Annotated in this window: 17 protein-coding genes; 7 read left to right on the forward strand and 10 right to left on the reverse strand. The window is 63.7% G+C overall.

Annotated features, from left to right (window positions below; all coding sequences use genetic code 11):
- Positions 1–14: 14 nt before the first annotated feature.
- From DA075_RS35155 to DA075_RS35185, 7 genes are all read right to left on the reverse strand, one after another.
- Positions 15–820, reverse strand: a protein-coding gene (locus DA075_RS35155) for an IS5 family transposase (RefSeq protein WP_099957662.1) whose coding sequence is annotated in 2 segments (ribosomal slippage) — positions 15–490 and positions 490–820 — 807 coding nt in all. Because the reading frame shifts where the segments join, the coding sequence is not laid out codon by codon here.
- A gap of 65 nt (positions 821–885) precedes the next feature.
- Positions 886–2,097 (reverse strand): MFS transporter, encoded by a 1,212-nt coding sequence (locus DA075_RS35160; RefSeq protein ID WP_043075322.1) that lies wholly within the window; start codon positions 2,095–2,097, stop codon positions 886–888.
- Complete coding sequence (locus tag DA075_RS35165) at positions 2,094–2,336, reverse strand: heavy-metal-associated domain-containing protein (RefSeq protein ID WP_043075330.1); 243 nt, start codon at positions 2,334–2,336, stop codon at positions 2,094–2,096. The genes DA075_RS35160 and DA075_RS35165 overlap by 4 nt, the downstream gene beginning before the upstream one ends.
- A gap of 15 nt (positions 2,337–2,351) precedes the next feature.
- On the reverse strand, positions 2,352–3,032 hold the full coding sequence (locus tag DA075_RS35170) for a cytochrome c biogenesis CcdA family protein (protein ID WP_052517025.1): 681 nt from the start codon (positions 3,030–3,032) through the stop codon (positions 2,352–2,354).
- Positions 3,029–3,376: a heavy-metal-associated domain-containing protein gene (locus tag DA075_RS35175; protein WP_099957663.1), complete on the reverse strand. Its 348-nt coding sequence runs from the start codon at positions 3,374–3,376 to the stop codon at positions 3,029–3,031. Before DA075_RS35175 ends, DA075_RS35170 begins: the two co-directional genes overlap by 4 nt.
- Positions 3,377–3,390: 14 nt before the next feature.
- Positions 3,391–5,841, reverse strand: coding sequence for a heavy metal translocating P-type ATPase (locus DA075_RS35180; RefSeq protein ID WP_099957664.1), 2,451 nt, complete (start codon positions 5,839–5,841; stop codon positions 3,391–3,393).
- A 33-nt stretch (positions 5,842–5,874) separates the two neighbouring features.
- Positions 5,875–6,558: a MerR family DNA-binding protein gene (locus DA075_RS35185; protein WP_236012845.1), complete on the reverse strand. Its 684-nt coding sequence runs from the start codon at positions 6,556–6,558 to the stop codon at positions 5,875–5,877.
- A 293-nt stretch (positions 6,559–6,851) separates the two neighbouring features.
- Between DA075_RS35185 and DA075_RS35190 the strand changes: the two genes are divergently transcribed.
- From DA075_RS35190 to DA075_RS35200, 3 genes are all read left to right on the forward strand, one after another.
- Positions 6,852–7,139 (forward strand): 2OG-Fe(II) oxygenase family protein, encoded by a 288-nt coding sequence (locus DA075_RS35190; RefSeq protein WP_052517036.1) that lies wholly within the window; start codon positions 6,852–6,854, stop codon positions 7,137–7,139.
- Between the two features lie 705 nt (positions 7,140–7,844).
- Entirely contained in the window at positions 7,845–8,426 is a 582-nt protein-coding gene (locus tag DA075_RS35195; protein WP_053611413.1) for a recombinase family protein, read from the forward strand.
- Between the two features lie 4 nt (positions 8,427–8,430).
- Positions 8,431–8,856, forward strand: a complete 426-nt coding sequence (locus DA075_RS35200; RefSeq protein WP_053611414.1) for a hypothetical protein — start codon at positions 8,431–8,433, stop codon at positions 8,854–8,856.
- A 134-nt stretch (positions 8,857–8,990) separates the two neighbouring features.
- Here DA075_RS35200 and DA075_RS35205 read toward each other — a convergent pair whose 3' ends face one another.
- The 3 genes from DA075_RS35205 to DA075_RS35215 form a co-directional block, all read right to left on the reverse strand.
- Positions 8,991–11,234 (reverse strand): AAA family ATPase, encoded by a 2,244-nt coding sequence (locus tag DA075_RS35205; protein WP_078947397.1) that lies wholly within the window; start codon positions 11,232–11,234, stop codon positions 8,991–8,993.
- Between the two features lie 95 nt (positions 11,235–11,329).
- Positions 11,330–11,647, reverse strand: a complete 318-nt coding sequence (locus DA075_RS35210) for a helix-turn-helix domain-containing transcriptional regulator (RefSeq protein ID WP_053611415.1) — start codon at positions 11,645–11,647, stop codon at positions 11,330–11,332.
- Positions 11,647–11,973: a type II toxin-antitoxin system RelE/ParE family toxin gene (locus DA075_RS35215; RefSeq protein ID WP_053611416.1), complete on the reverse strand. Its 327-nt coding sequence runs from the start codon at positions 11,971–11,973 to the stop codon at positions 11,647–11,649. The genes DA075_RS35210 and DA075_RS35215 overlap by 1 nt, the downstream gene beginning before the upstream one ends.
- A gap of 294 nt (positions 11,974–12,267) precedes the next feature.
- On the opposite strand from DA075_RS35215, the gene DA075_RS35220 reads away from it, so the two are divergent.
- The 4 genes from DA075_RS35220 (at position 12,268) to DA075_RS35235 (ending at position 15,619) form a co-directional block, all read left to right on the forward strand.
- The gene (locus tag DA075_RS35220; RefSeq protein ID WP_053611417.1) at positions 12,268–13,224 is read left to right on the forward strand and encodes a toll/interleukin-1 receptor domain-containing protein; all 957 of its coding nucleotides are present in this window, start codon (positions 12,268–12,270) and stop codon (positions 13,222–13,224) included.
- A 313-nt stretch (positions 13,225–13,537) separates the two neighbouring features.
- The gene (locus DA075_RS35225; RefSeq protein WP_053611418.1) at positions 13,538–14,191 is read left to right on the forward strand and encodes a ParA family protein; all 654 of its coding nucleotides are present in this window, start codon (positions 13,538–13,540) and stop codon (positions 14,189–14,191) included.
- The gene (locus tag DA075_RS35230; RefSeq protein WP_053611419.1) at positions 14,166–14,450 is read left to right on the forward strand and encodes a ribbon-helix-helix domain-containing protein; all 285 of its coding nucleotides are present in this window, start codon (positions 14,166–14,168) and stop codon (positions 14,448–14,450) included. Before DA075_RS35225 ends, DA075_RS35230 begins: the two co-directional genes overlap by 26 nt.
- 155 nt (positions 14,451–14,605) lie before the next feature.
- Positions 14,606–15,619 (forward strand): hypothetical protein, encoded by a 1,014-nt coding sequence (locus tag DA075_RS35235; protein WP_007558570.1) that lies wholly within the window; start codon positions 14,606–14,608, stop codon positions 15,617–15,619.
- The last annotated feature ends 1,070 nt before the right edge of the window (positions 15,620–16,689 follow it).

Consider the following 16,689-nt stretch of genomic DNA (forward strand, 5'->3'; position numbering starts at 1 on the left):
GGATTTAAGAGCGCCTAACAAAACCATCGTTCGATGAAGCGCCAGACGATGAGGGCTGCGGCCAGCGTGGAGAAGGCGAGATGGATGTCGTGCCGCCGCTCGTAGCGGATGGCGAGGCGACGGAACTGGGCGAACCACGCCAGCGTGCGCTCGACGACCCACCTGCGACGTCCCAGCCGCTGGCTTCTCTCGATCCCGCGCCGGGCGATGCGGGGCTGGATGCGGCGGCGGGTCAGCGCCTGACGACAGCGGCGGTGGTCGTAGGCCTTGTCGGCGTGCAGCTTCAAGGGACGCTTGCGCGGCGGTCCCCAGCATGAGCGGATCGGCGGGACGGCATCCACGACCGCCTCCAGCATTCGGCTGTCATGGACGTTCGCCCCCGTCAGCTTCAGAGCGAGGGGGATGCCCTTCGCATCGGTGAGGATGTGGCGCTTCGTGCCCGGCTTGCCCCGATCGGTCGGGTTCGGGCCCGTCGCCGGGCCCCCCTTTTGGCGGCAATCGAGGCGCTGTCGAGGGAAGCTCGACTAAAGTCGATGCCGTTCTGGCGACCGAGCCGGTCGAGAAGCGCGTGCTGCAGACGGTCCCACACTCCGGCCTTCTGCCAATCCCGCAAGCGCCGCCAGCAGGTCATCCCCGAGCCACAGCCCATCTCCCGGGGCAGCAACTCCCACGGCGCGCCCGAGCGCAGCACGAAGAGGATCCCCGTCAGTGCCGCGCGGTCGGAGGTTCGAGGCCGACCGCCCTTCGGCTTGGCCCGTTCAGGCGGCAGAAGCGGTGCGATCTCGGCCCACAGGCCATCGGGAAGGAGCGGTCTCGCCATCTCCACCCAACGCGCCAAACCCGGTTTTGTTAGAGGCTCTAAAGGGCGTAAGGCAGGGAGACACGTTATCCTCGGGCTTCCGTGGCTGGCCGGGTCTCTGCTCGGAAGAGCCGGATTGCGGTGATGGCAAGCGCCAGTTCCGCGGCCGCGAACAGCGCCAGGGCAATCCCGAAGTCGTAGCGAAGCGCCCAGCCGAAGAGCAGGCTGCCCACTCCAAACCCGACGAAGAGGAGACAGACGTTCAGGCCCATGGCCTGCCCCGGGCGCTTGCCGCCGAACGCCGTGACGATGCCGGCGAGGAGGGGCTGGGTCATGTCGTAGCCGAGGGATAGGACCGTCACCGCCAGCGCCGCCGGGAGCAGGGGCGCGTCGAGGATCAGCGCCGCCGCCGCGAGCGAACCCAGGAGGAGCCCAAGCGGCAGGAGGCGGCCGCGGCCCTGCCGATCCGCCATCCGGCCGATGAACGGGCCGAGCAGGAGCCCAGGAATGCCGTAACCCAAGAGGGCGAGGCCGACCCCCATTGGACCTAGGCCGTAGCGTCGCTCGAAATACAGCCCGAGCCAGGTGAACACGCCGGAGTGGAACATCGAGTTCAGCAGGACGGTGGCGTAGGTGCGCCGCCCGCGTGAGGAAGCCAGAAGATCCCGATACCCGCGTACCAACATACCGAGGCTTGCCGCGTTCGACGTTGCGCCTGGGATGATTCCGCGGGCCGGTATGAGAACGAACAGGATCGCCGCCCCTGCCGCCCCGACGGCCAGGAAGAGGCCGCGCCATCCGAGATAGGGTTCGAGCAGCGCGCCGAAGGTCGATCCGAAGGCCATGCCGCCGGCCATGGCGCCGAAGAGCCAGCCGAGGGGGCGCCCGCGTCGCTCGTAGGGGAAAAGCCGGGCGACGAGGACGAGCGCCAGCGGAACGACGCCGCTCGCCCCGAGCCCGGTCAGTACCCGCCAAAACGCGAGTTGCTCGACGGACCCAGCCGTGGTGGTCAGGACGCTCAGTACGGCGAAGGCCGTCAGGGAGGCCGCCATGATGCGCCAGATGCCGAGGCGGTCCGCCAGGAGGCCGTAGACCAGCGTCGCCACCCCGTACGGGACCAGATAGGCCGGCACGATCAGGCCGACCCTCTCCGGCGAGGTCCCGAACGCCGCCCCGAGCTGCGGCAGGATCGGGGCGACCATGAACGCCTGGAAGAAGATGACGAAGGTGGCGGCCGCAAGCAGCCGAAGCAGGCGCTCCAGCTGGATATCCGGCAAGTCGGGTGTCGCTGACATCATGCCCGGGCCTCCTCGCTCTCGAACCCTTTGTCCGCGAGGGCCGACCGGATCTCTGCAGGCCCGACCCGGGACGGCTCGAAGCGGACGGAGGCACGCTTGCGCCGGGCGCTGGACTTCGCCTGCCGGACGCCGGGTACGGCCAGGAGCGCGTCCCGCACCTTCTCGGCGCAGCCGTCGCACATCATGCCCGGCACGGACAGCGTGACCTCCGTGAGAGGGGCGTTCGTGTCGTTGCTCATCATGACTTCCAAGGTTCAGACAAGGTCCGCGTAGACCTGGGCGTAGTAGGCGCCGACCATGAGAAGGGCCCCGCCGCTGAAGATTTGCAGGGTCCGGCCCCATAGGCCGAGGCGCGCCAGCCGCGTGACGGCCCCTCCGGCCACCCCAGCGGCCAGGAACGGCAGACCCCGGCCGAGGCCGAACACGAAGGCGAGCAGGATGCCCCGTCCCAGGTCCCCGTCAGACGCGGCGACCGTAAGCAGGAGAAGCAGGGGCGCCACCGAGGTGCCGACGCTGAACACCAGCCCGTAGGCGAAGGCGCCGAAGAGGCCGGGCCGGCGCCAGGCGGTGAGACCGTCGATGCGCATCCGGGGCCACAGGAACGCCAGCAGCGCCGACGCGAACGAGAGGAGGGCCATGAAGAGGGCCCAACCCCTGCCGAACGCCTCGGTGGCCAGGGCGCCGAGATGGCCCGCCACCGCTCCGAGAACGGCGAGGCTCAGGACGATTCCGGCGAAGAAGGCTCCGGCGACCTGAAGCCCTGAGCGTCGCGATCCGGCCTCGGAGGCGCTCGCCACGCTGGCGAGGCCGAGCCCCACCGGTAGCGTGCAGGGGCAGACCGCGCTGGCCAGGAGCCCCGCCAGGAAGGTGACCCACAGCGCCGCGGGTCCGCCAACGCCGGACGCGAGCGGCTGGATCAGTCCTTCGAGCGTCACGGTTCGAGAACCGGAGTGCCGGGCTTATAGCCGAGGCCGACGATGGCGGTGCTCACCCGGCCGAGGAGAAAGACCTTTCCGGACGCGTAGGTTACGCGGAGCGAACGGTGGACGAAGTCGATCTCGGCGTCGGTGACCCCGTCGACCTTCCTGACGGCCTTCTTGATGGAGGCGGCACAGGAAAGGCAGACCATTCCTTCGACCGGGATGGTCGCGACCTTTAGGCCGGTGGCCCGCACCGACATGGGCGGCGGATCCTCGACGGCTTGCGCCAGGTTTGCCGTCACGAGCGACATCAAGGCGGCGGAGAGCGCAGCGGCCACGCCCGAACGCTGGTTTTTCATCGAGTGAGCTCCTCTCAGGTCAGGTTGCTGCGTGACGCCTCGGGCACGTGACCGACGTTCATGATCGCGCCGAGGAAGAGGCCCGGTTGTCCCCAAAGCGAGTTGAGGAAGATCGCGGTGACGCTGACAGCCATGGCGACCATCGCCCAGATCGGGTTGACCAGGCCGGTGGCGGCCACCGGGATGCCGATCCCGTTGAAGGCGAAGGCCAGCCAGACGTTCTGGAGCATCTTGGCGTAGCTGCGGCGGCTGATCCGGCGAGCGACCGGTAGGGCTGCAAGGCGGTTCGACAGGATGATGATGTCGGCGGCCTCGATGGCGATCTCCGTGCCGCCGCCCATGGCGATGCCGACGTTGGCCTGCATCAGCGCAGGGGCGTCGTTGATGCCGTCGCCGACCATCGCGACCTTGCCCAAGACCTGGAACCCACGAACGATCTCGGCCTTGCCGTCGGGCAGCACCCCGGCATGGACCTCGTCGATGCCCGCTTCTGCGGCGATCCGACGTGCGGCCCGCTCGTTGTCTCCGGTGAGGAGAACCGTCCGCAGGCTCTCCTTGCGCAGGGCCGCGATGGCCTGCACGGCATCGGCGCGTAGCCTGTCGTCGAGGGCAAGCAGGCCGAGTAGGCGCCCGCCGCGTCCCACCACGATGACGGTGCGCCCAGCCTCTTCCAGGGCACCGATGCGGAGCCGGGCGAACGAGAGGTCGATACCTTCGCCGGAAAGGAAGGCGGGGCTGCCGACCAGCACGTCGCCATCCCCGATCCGGGCTACGACCCCCTTGCCCGGAATAGCCTCGAACGCGTCGACCTCCGGAGGCACGGCACCGTGCCCAAAGGCGGCCTTGACCACGGCTTGGGCTAACGGGTGCTCGGAGGAGGCTTCGGCCGCGGCGGCGAGGGCCACGAGCTCGGCCTCGGTGCCTGCAAACGCCTCAACCTCGCGAACCACGGGCCGGCCCTGGGTTAGGGTCCCGGTCTTGTCGAGCACGATGGTGTCGACGAGGCGGTAGCCCTGGAAGGCCTCGCCCGTCCGCATCAGGATGCCGTGCCCAGCGGCCTCTCCGGCACCCCGCACGATGGAGAGCGGGGCCGAGATGCCGACCGCGCACGGGTATCCCATCACCAGGACGCTGAGGCCCGCGAACACGGCCCGCGCGATGTCTGCCTCACCACCGAGGAGCCAGGTGCCGGTAAGCCAACCCGTGAAGGCGAGTGCGGCCACCATGAGCACGGCCGGGGTGTAGACCTGCAGCACCCGGTCGACGAGATGGAGCAGGCCGGGCTTGAGGGCGCGGGCGTCCTCGACCTCGCGGATGACCTTCTGCAGGAAGCTCCCGGCCCCGACCGCCGTCACGCGAACCAGCAGGGTGCCGGTGCCGTTGATCGAGCCGCCGATGACAGCGTCGCCTTCGGTGCGTTCGACCGGGATGGGCTCGCCGGTCACGAGGGCCTGGTCGACGGCGGAGCGCCCAGAGGCAACTGTGCCGTCGACGGGTACACGCTCCCCGGGGCGGATGCGGACGAGGTCGCCAACCGTCACCGCTTCCAGCGGAAGGTTCTGCTCCAGGCCGTCTCGGACCACGCGGGCAGTCTCGGGTTGTAGGTCCAGGAGGCGCTTGACGGCTTGCGAGCTGCGCGTCTTGACGATGAGCGACAGCCACTCCGAAAAGATGTGGTAGGTCACGACCATCACCGTGACAGCGAAGAACGGGGCCGTCGGGTAGCCCGGCTGGTCGAGTACGAGCCCGATCACGCCGCCGGCCATGCCCGCGAAGGCGCCGATCTCCAGCAGGGCATGCTGATTGAGGATGCCCCGGCGCAGGGCCTGGAAGGCCATGTGCAGGATGTGGCGCCCGACCCCGAAGACGAGGATCACGGCTAGCGCCGCGACGAGCCAGGGTGCAGACCTAGTGAGGTAGCCCTGCAGGTTCAGGTAGAGCAGGCCCAGCGCCAGCGCGGTCAATCCGGCGGTGCTGGCGACGGCAGCCACGAGGCTCGTCTTCTTCAGGACGAGGAACACCATCGCGCCGAGGCTGATGCAAACCAGAGCGGGCAGGTAGCCGATCCAGCCGAGTGTCGGATCCGCGATGATGGGGATGGAGGCGACGCTCAGGGAGACCGCGACTACGAAGCGGCGGCTCTCACGGACGAGGTCCTGCTCCTCCTCCTCGTAGGGCCGGACCTTACGCGGGTCCGAGATCGTGTAGCCGATGTCGCGCAGGATCCCGAGCAACGCCGCAGGGCGGGCGACGGCCGGATCGTACTCGACGAGCGCCTGCTCGTGCGTCAGGCTGACGGCGACGTGGTCGACGCCGCGCTGGCTGCCGAGCGCCTTCTCGATGGTGCCTGTGCAGAGCGAGCAGTGCAGGCCGCCGATCCTGGCGCGGATGCGGGCTCGGTCGGGCCGGCTGGCCGGTTCCTCGCTCCAAAGCGGCGGTTCCAGATCGAGCATCGCTGAGGCCATCGGGTTGTCTCCAGACCACGTCGGATGAGCAGATCAGGCCGGGTCGCGCGCCACGACGCGAAAGCCGCGCTTCTCGATCAGCGCGACGAGGCGGTCCTCGCTGGTGGTCGCGGGGTCGTAGAGAACGCGGGCGCGTCCCTCCTCGAACGAGACGTCGACGCTGCGGACGCCGGCATGGGCGTCCAGCAGCGAGCCGACCGAGGCGGCGCAGGACGCGCATCGCAGGCCCACGACCTTCAGGGTGACGGTCTTCATGGTGGTGTCCTCTCTCGGTTCGTCGCATCCGCACGGCACTGGTCCGTGCTTCGGATCTTCCAGGGCTTCCAGGATGGTGCATCCCTCCAGGCCGCCGTGCCCGGGGCAGGAGGCGACGACCGCCTCCAATGCTGCGCGGACCCGCAGCAGCTCGGCGATCCTCTCGTCCACCACGGCGATCTTATGCTCGGCCTGGGCGCGCACCTCCGCGCAGTCGGCGTTCGGGTTGGCGCGCAGGGCCAGGAGCTCCCGCGTCTCCTTCAGGGAGAACCCGATCCCCTGGGCCTGCCGTATGAAGCGGATGCGGGCGACCACCTCAGGTGCGTAAGTCCGGTATCCGGCCCCCTTGGCTGGCTGCTCGATCAAGCCCTTACGCTCGTAGAAGCGGATGGTCTCTACGCCTACGCCGGCGTCCCGGGCCGCTTTCCCAATGGTTAGATCCCTCATCGCCGTTCCCGTCATCGTAACCACTCCATCACCCTACGGTCCGTACCATGGTACAGAGTCAAGGGGCTTTCAGAGGGCGATGGCGTCTGTTGGTGCGGGATTACTTGCTCAAGGACCGGAACGACACCGCGTCAGTTTCGGGTATAGTTTCAGAGGTGCCCAAATGCATTTCAAGGAAGTCAGCACACATGCTACGACGAGGGGAAGCAGTACGGCACCCACGTCGACGACGCCTTGATGCAGGGTATGCGCACCGACGTGTCCTTCACGCTCTTCCTGGCCGAGCCCGAGAGCTACGTAGGGGCGAGTTGGTCATCGAGACGAGCGCTGGCGAGCAGCCCTTCAAGCTATCGGCCGTCTCGATGGTGATCTACCCTTCGACCACCCTGCACCGCGTCGCGCCGGTCGAGAGTGGGATGCGGGTTGCGGCGGTGGGCTGGGCGCGTAGCTACGTGCGCAGTGCGGAGAACCGCGAGATCTTGTTCGACCTGGAAACGTTGCGCCGCGATCTGTTCACCCGAGAGGGCAAGACGGGTGCCTTCGACTTTCTCTCGAAGTGCAGCGCCAACCTGCTGCGTCTTTGGGCGGAAGACTGAGACGTTTTGAGCGGGTGTAGGTGGAGTTCGCGAGGAATGACCATGACAACATCCGAGCCCCTACACCTTGGAGTAAAGGGCAAGCAGGTGTGAAAGTCAGGACTTGATCTGTCGGACAGTGTCAGGTTGAGGCGCGATCGAGGGGAGAGTAGTGCCCCTACTGCAAGCCATTTTCGGCCCGAAAACCTCTGGCTTGGTTCGGTCAGGCGGTCGGGCCGCGAAGCCGCGAAGCCGCGAAGCGGTGCGCCGCAGGCGCAGGGCTTGAGGGCGTGACCGCACGCCAAGCCATTCTCGGTCGGGCTGAAGGGAAGTGAAGCTGACACTGTCTGTCTAATCAAGTCCAGGTTTTTACAAACCTCGTCGGGGGTCTCGCGATGCTTATATCCAGCGTAGTTGCCGGTGCAGTCTGGGACTCGTACGAGCCCACCATGACCTTCCTTGCCGGAGCCGGATTTACGATCCTGTCCCTCATCGGGCTGATGCGTGTTCAGCGTCGGCTCGTTAGGCCCATCTAAACGGCGATCCCATTATGCTTGACCGCATAGAACGTTCCAAATCCCACTGCCGCGCATGTAGATAAATCGATCGTTTTCCTTACAGTGCTGCCGGACCCACCTCTGGCCTCCTCAAACAGCCCCGTTTGTGTAAGGAAAGTATGTAAGGAAAACTATTGTCAGAAAAACGTCCCTATGGGACTATCCTGACATGCTTGTCGGCTACGCGCGTGTGTCCACCCTCGACCAGAACCTGAACCTGCAGCGCGATGCCCTGCTGAAGGCCGGCTGCGAAAAAATCTTCGAGGAGAAAAAGAGCGGCAAGGCCGGCACCAAGCGGCCGGAGTTTGAGGCTGCCCTCGCCTACCTGCGCCCGACCGACGTGTTGGTGGTCTGGAAGCTCGACCGCCTTGGCCGCTCCCTCGTCGAGATGATGCGCACGATCGACGGCCTGCGGCTGAAGGAGATCCACTTCCGCTCACTCACCGAGCAGTTCGACAGCGCGACGGCCCACGGGCGCTTCGCCCTGCAGATGCACGGTGCCATGGCCGAATATTTCCTCGACCTTAACCGTGAGCGCACAATGGAAGGCCTCAAGGCCGCTGTCGCCCGCGGTCGCAAGGGCGGCCGGCGCAAGGCGCTGTCCGAGGGGGATCTGGAGGTGGGGCGTGCCCTGCTCGCGGCTGGCAACATCTCGATCGCTGAGATCGCCAAGCGCCTCGGGGTCAGCCGGATGACTTTCTACACCTACTTCCCACAGGCGCGGACGCGCAGCCAGGCGGCGAAAGGCTAAGCCGATGCCGATCCGCCCGGAAAACCGCTTCTTCTATCCGATCGACTGGGCGCAGCTCTCGCAGGTGATCCGCTTCGAGCGGGCCAAGAGCTGCTGCGAAGGCTGCGGCCGTCCGCACGGTCAGCTGGTTTGCCACTTGGGCGACGGCCGCTGGTGGGATGAAGCCGCGCAGACCTGGCGCAGTGGCAAGGGCCGTAAGCTGAAGCTGGCGCCGCCCGAAGCTCTACCGGAGGGCACCGAACGCTATACTACCCGGGTGTATCTGGCCTGTGCTCATCTCGATCACGACCCGAGCAACAACGTGCCGGCAAACCTCAAGGCGCTCTGCCAGCGGTGCCACATCCTTCACGATCGCGAAGAACATCTGAGACAACGCTGGCTGACCTATCGGCTGCGCAAAGCTCGTGGCGATCTGTTCCTAGTGCTCTGACGCCGACAAAACGTACACGAAGCAACGCGATTTTCGAAGCGCTGTTAGCACGTTAGCAGGCAAGCACGTGGTGCTTTCGTCGGCGTCTGTGCACTAGGTCCATACACCGCTCGGACACGGCTCGATAGATGATGTCAGTACGCCCCTATTATTGAGGCGACCTTTTTGCATTGCGAACGCAACGCAGCGGGATTGGGCAGAGAGCCTCCGCCATGCATATTATCCCTGCTGTACTCATTGATAGCACGAAGATCAGAAACCCTCCCATACATGGGATCTGTACTCCCGGCGTCCTCGACTTGCCTCGCCATATCATCCAGCATCACGAGTGGGGCAAAGCGGCCGGGAAATCTCGCGCGCATGTAGTCTTCTAGAAATGGCCGCAGATCTTTGATAAGAGACTCGGCCGTGACACCCTGTAGAAAGTGACCGCAGCGCGCATATTCACGAATGCGTTCCGCCTGTCTAACATAGAGATCCTTCAGTTCGTCAGTTGAGCTCCAGCTCGAAATGGATCCTCTGCCCTCATCCGTGCAGTTTAATTGGAAGGAGCTGCATTGGCCGCGCGAGTTCTTCTCGATTAAAGCTAAAAAGCGCGGATCGTGGGAAAGTACGATGACTTGGCAGGCGTCCCTAGCCAGCGCACGGATTTGGCTTGTCGTCTCCCACTGACGATCCAAGTCCTGACTACTGAAGGGGTCATCAAGAATAATTGTCGCGGCTGAAAATGAGGCGCTCTCCCTCACCTGTAGCAAAAAGAAGCTGAACGCCAACGTTGATTTGTCGCCTGCGCTCAGAACCGTTGTAAAGCAGGGTTTATCCTCTTGTCGCTCCCCAACATCAACGTGGTGGTCACCAATCGATATGCAGAAGTGAACATTGGCCTCGCGCCCTATGAAATTTGTCTTCGTTTGGCTGATTTGAAATCTAGTCCCGAAGCTTTCAAGAAGGTCATTGATCAGGCTTTGCTTCTGAGTGATGGTTGCGGCCGTATAGGTTCGTAATGCCTCCTGAGCCGCTTTCTTCTCTGTCTCAATCTCAGCCCGCCTGCTGGTATAAGCTGTCCAATCTGCGACTTCTGCGACGAGAGGGGGCAACGTTTTGAGGCGTAGAGCGTCGTTTTTGTCGTACGCCTCTTGTGCACGCTTGACGTCAAGATCTGCGGTATTGCTTCGAGCCGCAGAAATTATGTCGATGCAGGTTAATAATAGAGATTGATAACTAGCGAGTTTCGCAAATCCATCCACGATCTCCGCGAGATTATTGATCGTGAGCACACTGAGAGGACTGGCCTTCTTTGCGGCGAGTTGAGCTTCCAATGCCTGAACGGAATGTTGGACCGCATGCAGATCCTGTGCGGACAATTCTGGGATTTCACCTAGGTCGCAAACATTACTCCAGAACGCAAGATCTGAGTTCGTCTTAGCAATAAAATCAGCGATTTTTTCTCCTTTCAATCCGTACGTTTCAGCAAACAAATCGTAGGCTAAATCGATCCTTTTCAGAAATGCCGAATATTCTTCGCTGAAGTATTCTTTAAAAAGCGATACCATATCAACTTTAGATGTATCCTGTGTGCAGAATGGGCATTTATCTTCCTGCATGTGCTCAATGCCAAACTTGAGCCAGCGTGTGCCCTGCAGCTCCATAGCATGCGCATTTATATGATCTTGCAGGACTGATTCTGCTCTTGCGCTGAGCGTTTCAATTGTTTCGGCCGATAGAGCGCAAATGCCATCGATGTCAGGCGTTGGCAGCGGCGAAGGCGCTTGCTTTAGTTTTACGGATACGGAGTTCTTGGCCAGTTCCAGTGATTTGCGTGCGCGATCAATTATGCAGCCGATATCGTCCGGCACACTTCTCTGGACGAACGCCTTTATGTCTGTGACGACGGGACAAGCTCGTTTAATAGCTCTCTCAACAGTACTAATCTTGGCCGCGAGATCGCGCTGTTCGCTGTCGAGTTGTGATATTTTGTCCGCCAGCTTTACACCTTCTTCGCCGAGGACAATAGGTATAAGGCTTCGCTTGTTATCCCGCGTTACGCTTTCGCCGACATGCAGATTGCGACGGACAAACTCAGCATCAAAAACGTGTACTGGGCCGGGACAGGAGTTCCACTTGCCTACTGAATAGGTCACTGCGCCGTGCGTATGCCACTGAAGGTGCGCAGATGGCTCCTTTGTTGCGCCCAAACGTTTGCGGGCAGCAATCAGGCGAGCGTCTTGCTCGGCAGCAGAGCGAATAATCGAACAAAGCGTGCTTTTTCCAAGCCCGTTACGTGCAAAAACAGCTGTCAGACTGCCGAAATGAGGTGCTTGATGCTTGAGCGTTTTAAACCGCCCAATTTCCTCAACTGTTTCAACTTTCAAAAGCATTTGCACAGCCTAGCTTAGGTGCGAGCGCTTGGTAAGGTGCTTGCAATGGGCTTGGGCTGAATGCCGTAGGTTGAATTTATTAATCCTAAATTGACTCAGCGGCCTGTCGCGACAGCCAAGTGCACACCGGCTGCCTTCTGGACGGTGCTCAGGACACTGAACAGGTTGCTGGCTGTGGGGTTGCCGGTCGGGCTCAGCATGCGCATCAGGCTCTTGGACGAGCTTCCGGTCTCTGCGGCCAAGCGCTCAAAGCCGATCGTCGCGTTGATGTAGTCGCGGAGCACCGCCTTGCCGGTGTCGAGGTCGCCGGCCAGAAACTGGTCCACCGCCTCAGTCAGCAGGGCATCGCGGAACGCCGGGTCGCTCTCGGCGCGCGCCTTCACGGTGTCCTTGAAGCTGCGGGTCAGGGCCATCACCCCTCCTCCTTTTTCCGTCGTTTGTACTCCGCCCAGTGCGCCTGCGCCTCAGCGATGTCGTCCTGCTGCCGGCGCTTGGTGCCGCCACACAGCAGGATGATCAGCGTGTCCCCGTCCCGCCCGAAATACAGCCGGTAACCAGGACCCCAGTCGATCCGGAACTCCTGAACCCCTCCCCCGACCGCCTTGGCGTTCGCGAGGTTGCCGCGCTCCATCCGCGTCAGCGCCACCGTGACCTTGGCCGCCGCCTGGGCGTCCAGATCATCGAACCAGCTGGCGAACGGACTCCCTCCGCGGGCGTCCAGAAACACCCTGATCTCCATTCACTATAGTACCGTATATGTTACCAATCAAGCCTGCTCTGACAGGCTGCTGGATCCTCGGTACACCGGAGCGGCTTAGCGAGTCTCTGCAGATGCCCGCCGGAACGGCAGGTTTCTGCGGATACGGTCACGTTACCGCATGCCGTTCACGGTTTACGGTAAGCCGTTCGCCGTAAACGATGACATTGAACAAAGATGGAACGAATGCCCAGCCTGGCCATTGGCCTGCTGAGCTGCCAAGGTCGCCAAAGGGAGAGCAGCGCAAGCCGATCACGCCCGGAGGCACTGTGCCCGATGCCGAACAACGCCTTCATCTCCTACGCCCACGCCGACGAGAAGCGCCTGGAGCGCCTGCACAAGCACCTCGTCATGCTGCGGCGCGACGGCAGCCTGCAGGCCTGGTCGGATCATGCGATCATCCCTGGCGACAACGTCGGCCAGACGATCAGTGCGGCGCTGGCTCAGAGCAGCCTGTTCATCGCGCTGGTCAGCCCGGACTACCTGGCCTCGAACTACTGCTACGAAAAGGAATTCCAGCGGGCGCTGCAGCTGCAGGCGGAGGGTCGCCTGCGCATCTTGGCCGTGATCCTCGAACCGTGCGATTGGCTCAACTCGCCATTTAGCCAGATCCTCGTCCTGCCCAAGGACGGCAAGCCGGTGTCCGAGTGGACAAACGAGAACACCGCCTACCTCAATGCCGTGGAGGGTATCCGCCGGGCGCTGGCGGCCACCCCCTCCCCCGGACCGGACGTGGGGGCCGAGGGCACTGGCGTAACGGCGCTCGGCACGGCGCGGCGCGTGCGGGTCAAGCAGCAGTTCGATGCGATCCAGAAGGCCGAATATGCCGAGGCCGCTTTCCGGACGATCCAGACCTACTTCCAGAACGCCTGCGCCGAGCTGCACGAGGCCAGTGACCAGATCCGCGCTCGGTTCGAGCTTATGGGCCCGAACGCGTTCACCTGTACGGTGGTCAACCGCGCCCTGATGCGCAACGGCGAGGCGCACATCACAGTCCGGCAGGCGCGCGGCGGCCGCATGCAGGTCGGTGACCTGTCCTTTGTCTACCAGCCGCATGCCGAGGCTGGTACGTCGAACGGCTGGATGAGCGTCGAGGCAGACGACTACAACCTGTTCCTGAACGCCATGATCGACGGGCTAGGACGCTCTCGCGACGAGAAGGTTACGCCTGAGCAGGCTGCCGAACGACTCTGGAACAACTTCGTCACCCAGGCAGGCATCGAGTACGAGTAGCACTACCGCTTACGGCATGCGGTATGCCGCAAGCGCTGCGGCCGAGGCTGCCGGCGTTGGTTACCGCCGCCTGAGCCAACAACATATTGTTCCAGCAGCGTTACCTTATGCCGTTTGCGGCAAATGGCGAGATCAGCGCAATGCGGGCGTCCTTCTCCTATCGGCGCTGAGATGAGCTGGCGTCATCGCAAGTTTTGCCGTAAACGGCATGCCGCGTGCCGTGTGCGGCATAAGGCACACCGCTTGCCGCATACCGCGTGCAGCTTGCTGTTAACCGCTTGCCGTTTAGGCTCGCCCCCGAAAGGATGCCGCCATGAACGTCATCGCATTTGTCACCCAGAAGGGCGGCACCGGAAAAAGCAGCCTGGCCGTCTCTCTGGCCGTCGCGGCCGAGGAGCGGGGGATCAAGACCTCGATCATCGACCTCGACCCGCAGGGCACCGCCAAGAACTGGTATGAGCGCCGGGAAGGGACCGGCGGCCCGGAGGTCAACGCCCTCCAGGCCGGTCAGCTTGAGGCCGCGATGGGGCTCCTGAAGAAACAGGGAGTCCAGCTCGTGATCATCGACACGCCCGGCGTCGATACACCGGCAGCCACCGCGGCGATCCAGGTGGCCAACCTGTGCCTGATCCCAGCGCGGCCGAGCATCGCCGACATCGAGGCTGCCGCGCCGACCGTGCGCAGCATCACCCGCCTCGGCAAACCGTTCTCCTACGTCCTCAACCAGTGCCCGCCTGGCCGCTCGATCCGGACCAGCGATGCGTTCCGCGTCCTGCAGCTGTCCGGCGCGGTGGCGAACACACCGCTCGCGATGCGCGCCGACCACATGGACGCGCTGGCGACAGGGCAGGGGGTCACCGAACGCGACACCACCAGCAAGGCCGCCGCCGAAGTGCGCGAGCTGCTGCAGTGGGCGCTCAACCGCATGGAAGGAAAACAGCATGGCCAAGAAACCCGCGTCGCTTGAAATCGCCCTTGGCGGTCACAGCCAGCCCGCTGCCCAGGACACCGCCGAGGTCGTACAGCACCCGTCCGCGGCGGCCGCCCGCCCGGGTAAGTCGCAGGAGGCCAAGCTCACGGTCTACGTGCCGCCGGCTGCCAGCAAGCGCCTGCGCCTGATGTGCATCGAGCACGACCGCGACCTGAACAGCTACCTGCGCGAAGGCCTCGACATGGTCCTGGCCAAGTACGGCCAGCCCTCGCTGGCGGAGTTTTCCGAGAAGTGAAGGGCGGTATGCGGCTTGCGGTAAACCGTAAGCCGTAAACCGTCAGAATTGGCGACCGTCTGCATACGGGCTGCAACAGTGAGCAGAAATTTGGGGCTGCTGTTCCCGAATTTTGGTGCCACTGTTCCTGTCATGCCCTAGCTTGAGTCGCAGCCATGACCACCGGACGCCCGCTCACGCCTGAAGAACAGCAGCGCCTCGCGCGCCGCGAGCGGACGCTCAAGAACCGGCGCGGCCGGCGCAACCCGGCAGTGATGCCGGACCGCCTGGCGCGGACCTCGGCCTTCGTGCCGCGCAAGGTCAACCTGATCACCGACAGCAATTTCACCCGCGTCTACGAGGTGCCGGGCTACTCGGTCGTCGAGGTGAGGGGGCGCGAGCTGGGCAGCCAGCACCGCGATGCGATCTACGCCCTGTTTCGCCTGAAGCGCGAAAAGGTCTCCATGCCCAACCCGGACTACCGGCCGGGCACGTTCATTCCGCCCATGCGGACCTACTACGAGACGCGCACGAGCTGGCGCGAGCTGATCCGCGTGATGGGCCGCACCGAGCACGTCAACAACCTCCTGAGCCTCGTGCACGTGTTCCAGGAGATCCAGCAGGTCAGCGTGCTGATCCACGAGGGCCGCTCCCTCGACGAGCTCGACAAGATCAAGAAGACCCGTTCGATCGGCGCCCTGCCTGACAGCCGTGGCAGCGCCGCGCCGCTGATCACCGAGGTCAGCTGGGAGGGCGCGCAGCTCGATAGCAGCGTCACGGTCCGCTACGGCCCGAGCGTGCTGCAGATGATCGAGAAGGCGCACCTGGTCAGCATCAACGCCGACGTGCAGTTCCGCCTCAAGGGCGACCACGCCAAAACGTTCTGGCCGTTCATCGACAGTCAGCCAGCCTTCGCCTGGATCGACGAGGAGCGCCTGGCGCAGCTCGCCGGCCGGGATCTGTGGTCGGACAAAGAGACCAGCGCGACCCGCGCCCAGTTCCGCAAGGACTGCCGGCAGGCCTTCAACGACATGGTCGCTGCCGGCGGCCTGAAGGAGTGGCGCGAGGAGATCACCGGCTCGGGCTGGAAGAAGTCGCGCCGCTACCACTACACCCACGCTGCGCCGACCCAGCTGGAGATGGATCTGGCCAAGGCCGCAGGGCAGGCGGCGGCACAGCTGACCGCCTAAGCGTCTGAATTCCCTTGCTGCGGTCCGGAAGTGCAGCCCCAAATTCCGGACAGACCGCGCACTGGACGCTGGCAACCTACGTGCTGATGCGTGCCGCTAAACCCCTGCAATTATTGACAGCAGGCCGGAAAGGCGGCCCCAGAATTGGTCCGGCCGGTCGTGCGGCCGGTCATACCGGGGCAGGGGATCTGTCTGCTAAGTGTCTGTCTCTGCTCGCCTCACACCGGAAAGCCAGCCCCAAATTCAGGTCCAGAACGGCCTTCCTGTGCCCTGTTTTATGGTGTTTGGGTGCCGGAAGACGACCAAATGTGCGTGCGGGAACAGCGGCCCCAAATTTCCGCAGAAATCCGCCGTTGCCGCCCACTCCTAAGGGCAGCCTTAGGGCTGTGGATAACACGGGGTGCCACCGGAAGTGCAGCCCCAAAATTACGGAAGTCCGGCCCCAAATTCGGGAAGTCCGGCCCCAATTTACCGGAATACTAGCCCCAAATTTATGGCCTAACCCACTGCAGACAAACAGGAATTTTTATAAAGACTTCTTATATAGATATCTTAAAGAGACCTAAAGAGACGCAGGCCTGTGGAGCGAACCCACAGAATCTGACCCTTGAACAAGCCCGTGGACAGGCTGTGCATCTCCGGTTCCGTCTGTGCAAGCACAGACCCCGCCCCTTTTCGCTACGCGAAAACCCGCTCCCCCGCCCAATACGGAAGCCGCCTCCGGCGGCTCGATTCCAGATGGTGGTCGCCTCACGGCGACCAAAGATGGGCTCTCCGAGTGTGCGGGTGGCAAAATCCACCTGAGCGACCTCAGGAAGCGTTTGGGGCGGCAGAACCGACAGCGTGACGGCAGAGGCTCCGAAAGCCGCTCACAAGCCTCCTGAGAGGCTTTGTCACCGCGCTGAGCGCAGTGGGGTGATGATGCAGCCGCTCCGCGACTGTGAATCCCGCAAGCGACGGGGTGCCGATCTGGCGGATGAGCTTGGCCCGCGACGCGGCCACGGTAAATCTGGGGCTAGCTTTCCCGTGGCCGTTCAGGCCCTCAATCAGACACTTGATCGGCGCGCGGC

The organism is Methylobacterium currus (genome assembly GCF_003058325.1).
Classification (GTDB): domain Bacteria; phylum Pseudomonadota; class Alphaproteobacteria; order Rhizobiales; family Beijerinckiaceae; genus Methylobacterium; species Methylobacterium currus.

What these genes read in the sequence shown, in the direction of transcription:
- DA075_RS35160 (WP_043075322.1), bottom strand. Translation starts at nt 2,097, where the DNA reads ATGATGTCAGCGACACCCGACTTGCCGGATATCCAGCTGGAGCGCCTG.
- DA075_RS35165 (WP_043075330.1), bottom strand. Translation starts at nt 2,336, where the DNA reads ATGAGCAACGACACGAACGCCCCTCTCACGGAGGTCACGCTGTCCGTG.
- DA075_RS35175 (WP_099957663.1), bottom strand. Translation starts at nt 3,376, where the DNA reads ATGAAAAACCAGCGTTCGGGCGTGGCCGCTGCGCTCTCCGCCGCCTTG.
- DA075_RS35180 (WP_099957664.1), bottom strand. Translation starts at nt 5,841, where the DNA reads ATGGCCTCAGCGATGCTCGATCTGGAACCGCCGCTTTGGAGCGAGGAA.
- DA075_RS35185 (WP_236012845.1), bottom strand. Translation starts at nt 6,558, where the DNA reads ATGACGGGAACGGCGATGAGGGATCTAACCATTGGGAAAGCGGCCCGG.
- DA075_RS35195 (WP_053611413.1), top strand. Translation starts at nt 7,845, where the DNA reads ATGCTTGTCGGCTACGCGCGTGTGTCCACCCTCGACCAGAACCTGAAC.
- DA075_RS35200 (WP_053611414.1), top strand. Translation starts at nt 8,431, where the DNA reads ATGCCGATCCGCCCGGAAAACCGCTTCTTCTATCCGATCGACTGGGCG.
- DA075_RS35205 (WP_078947397.1), bottom strand. Translation starts at nt 11,234, where the DNA reads ATGCTTTTGAAAGTTGAAACAGTTGAGGAAATTGGGCGGTTTAAAACG.
- DA075_RS35210 (WP_053611415.1), bottom strand. Translation starts at nt 11,647, where the DNA reads ATGGCCCTGACCCGCAGCTTCAAGGACACCGTGAAGGCGCGCGCCGAG.
- DA075_RS35215 (WP_053611416.1), bottom strand. Translation starts at nt 11,973, where the DNA reads ATGGAGATCAGGGTGTTTCTGGACGCCCGCGGAGGGAGTCCGTTCGCC.
- DA075_RS35220 (WP_053611417.1), top strand. Translation starts at nt 12,268, where the DNA reads ATGCCGAACAACGCCTTCATCTCCTACGCCCACGCCGACGAGAAGCGC.
- DA075_RS35225 (WP_053611418.1), top strand. Translation starts at nt 13,538, where the DNA reads ATGAACGTCATCGCATTTGTCACCCAGAAGGGCGGCACCGGAAAAAGC.
- DA075_RS35230 (WP_053611419.1), top strand. Translation starts at nt 14,166, where the DNA reads ATGGCCAAGAAACCCGCGTCGCTTGAAATCGCCCTTGGCGGTCACAGC.
- DA075_RS35235 (WP_007558570.1), top strand. Translation starts at nt 14,606, where the DNA reads ATGACCACCGGACGCCCGCTCACGCCTGAAGAACAGCAGCGCCTCGCG.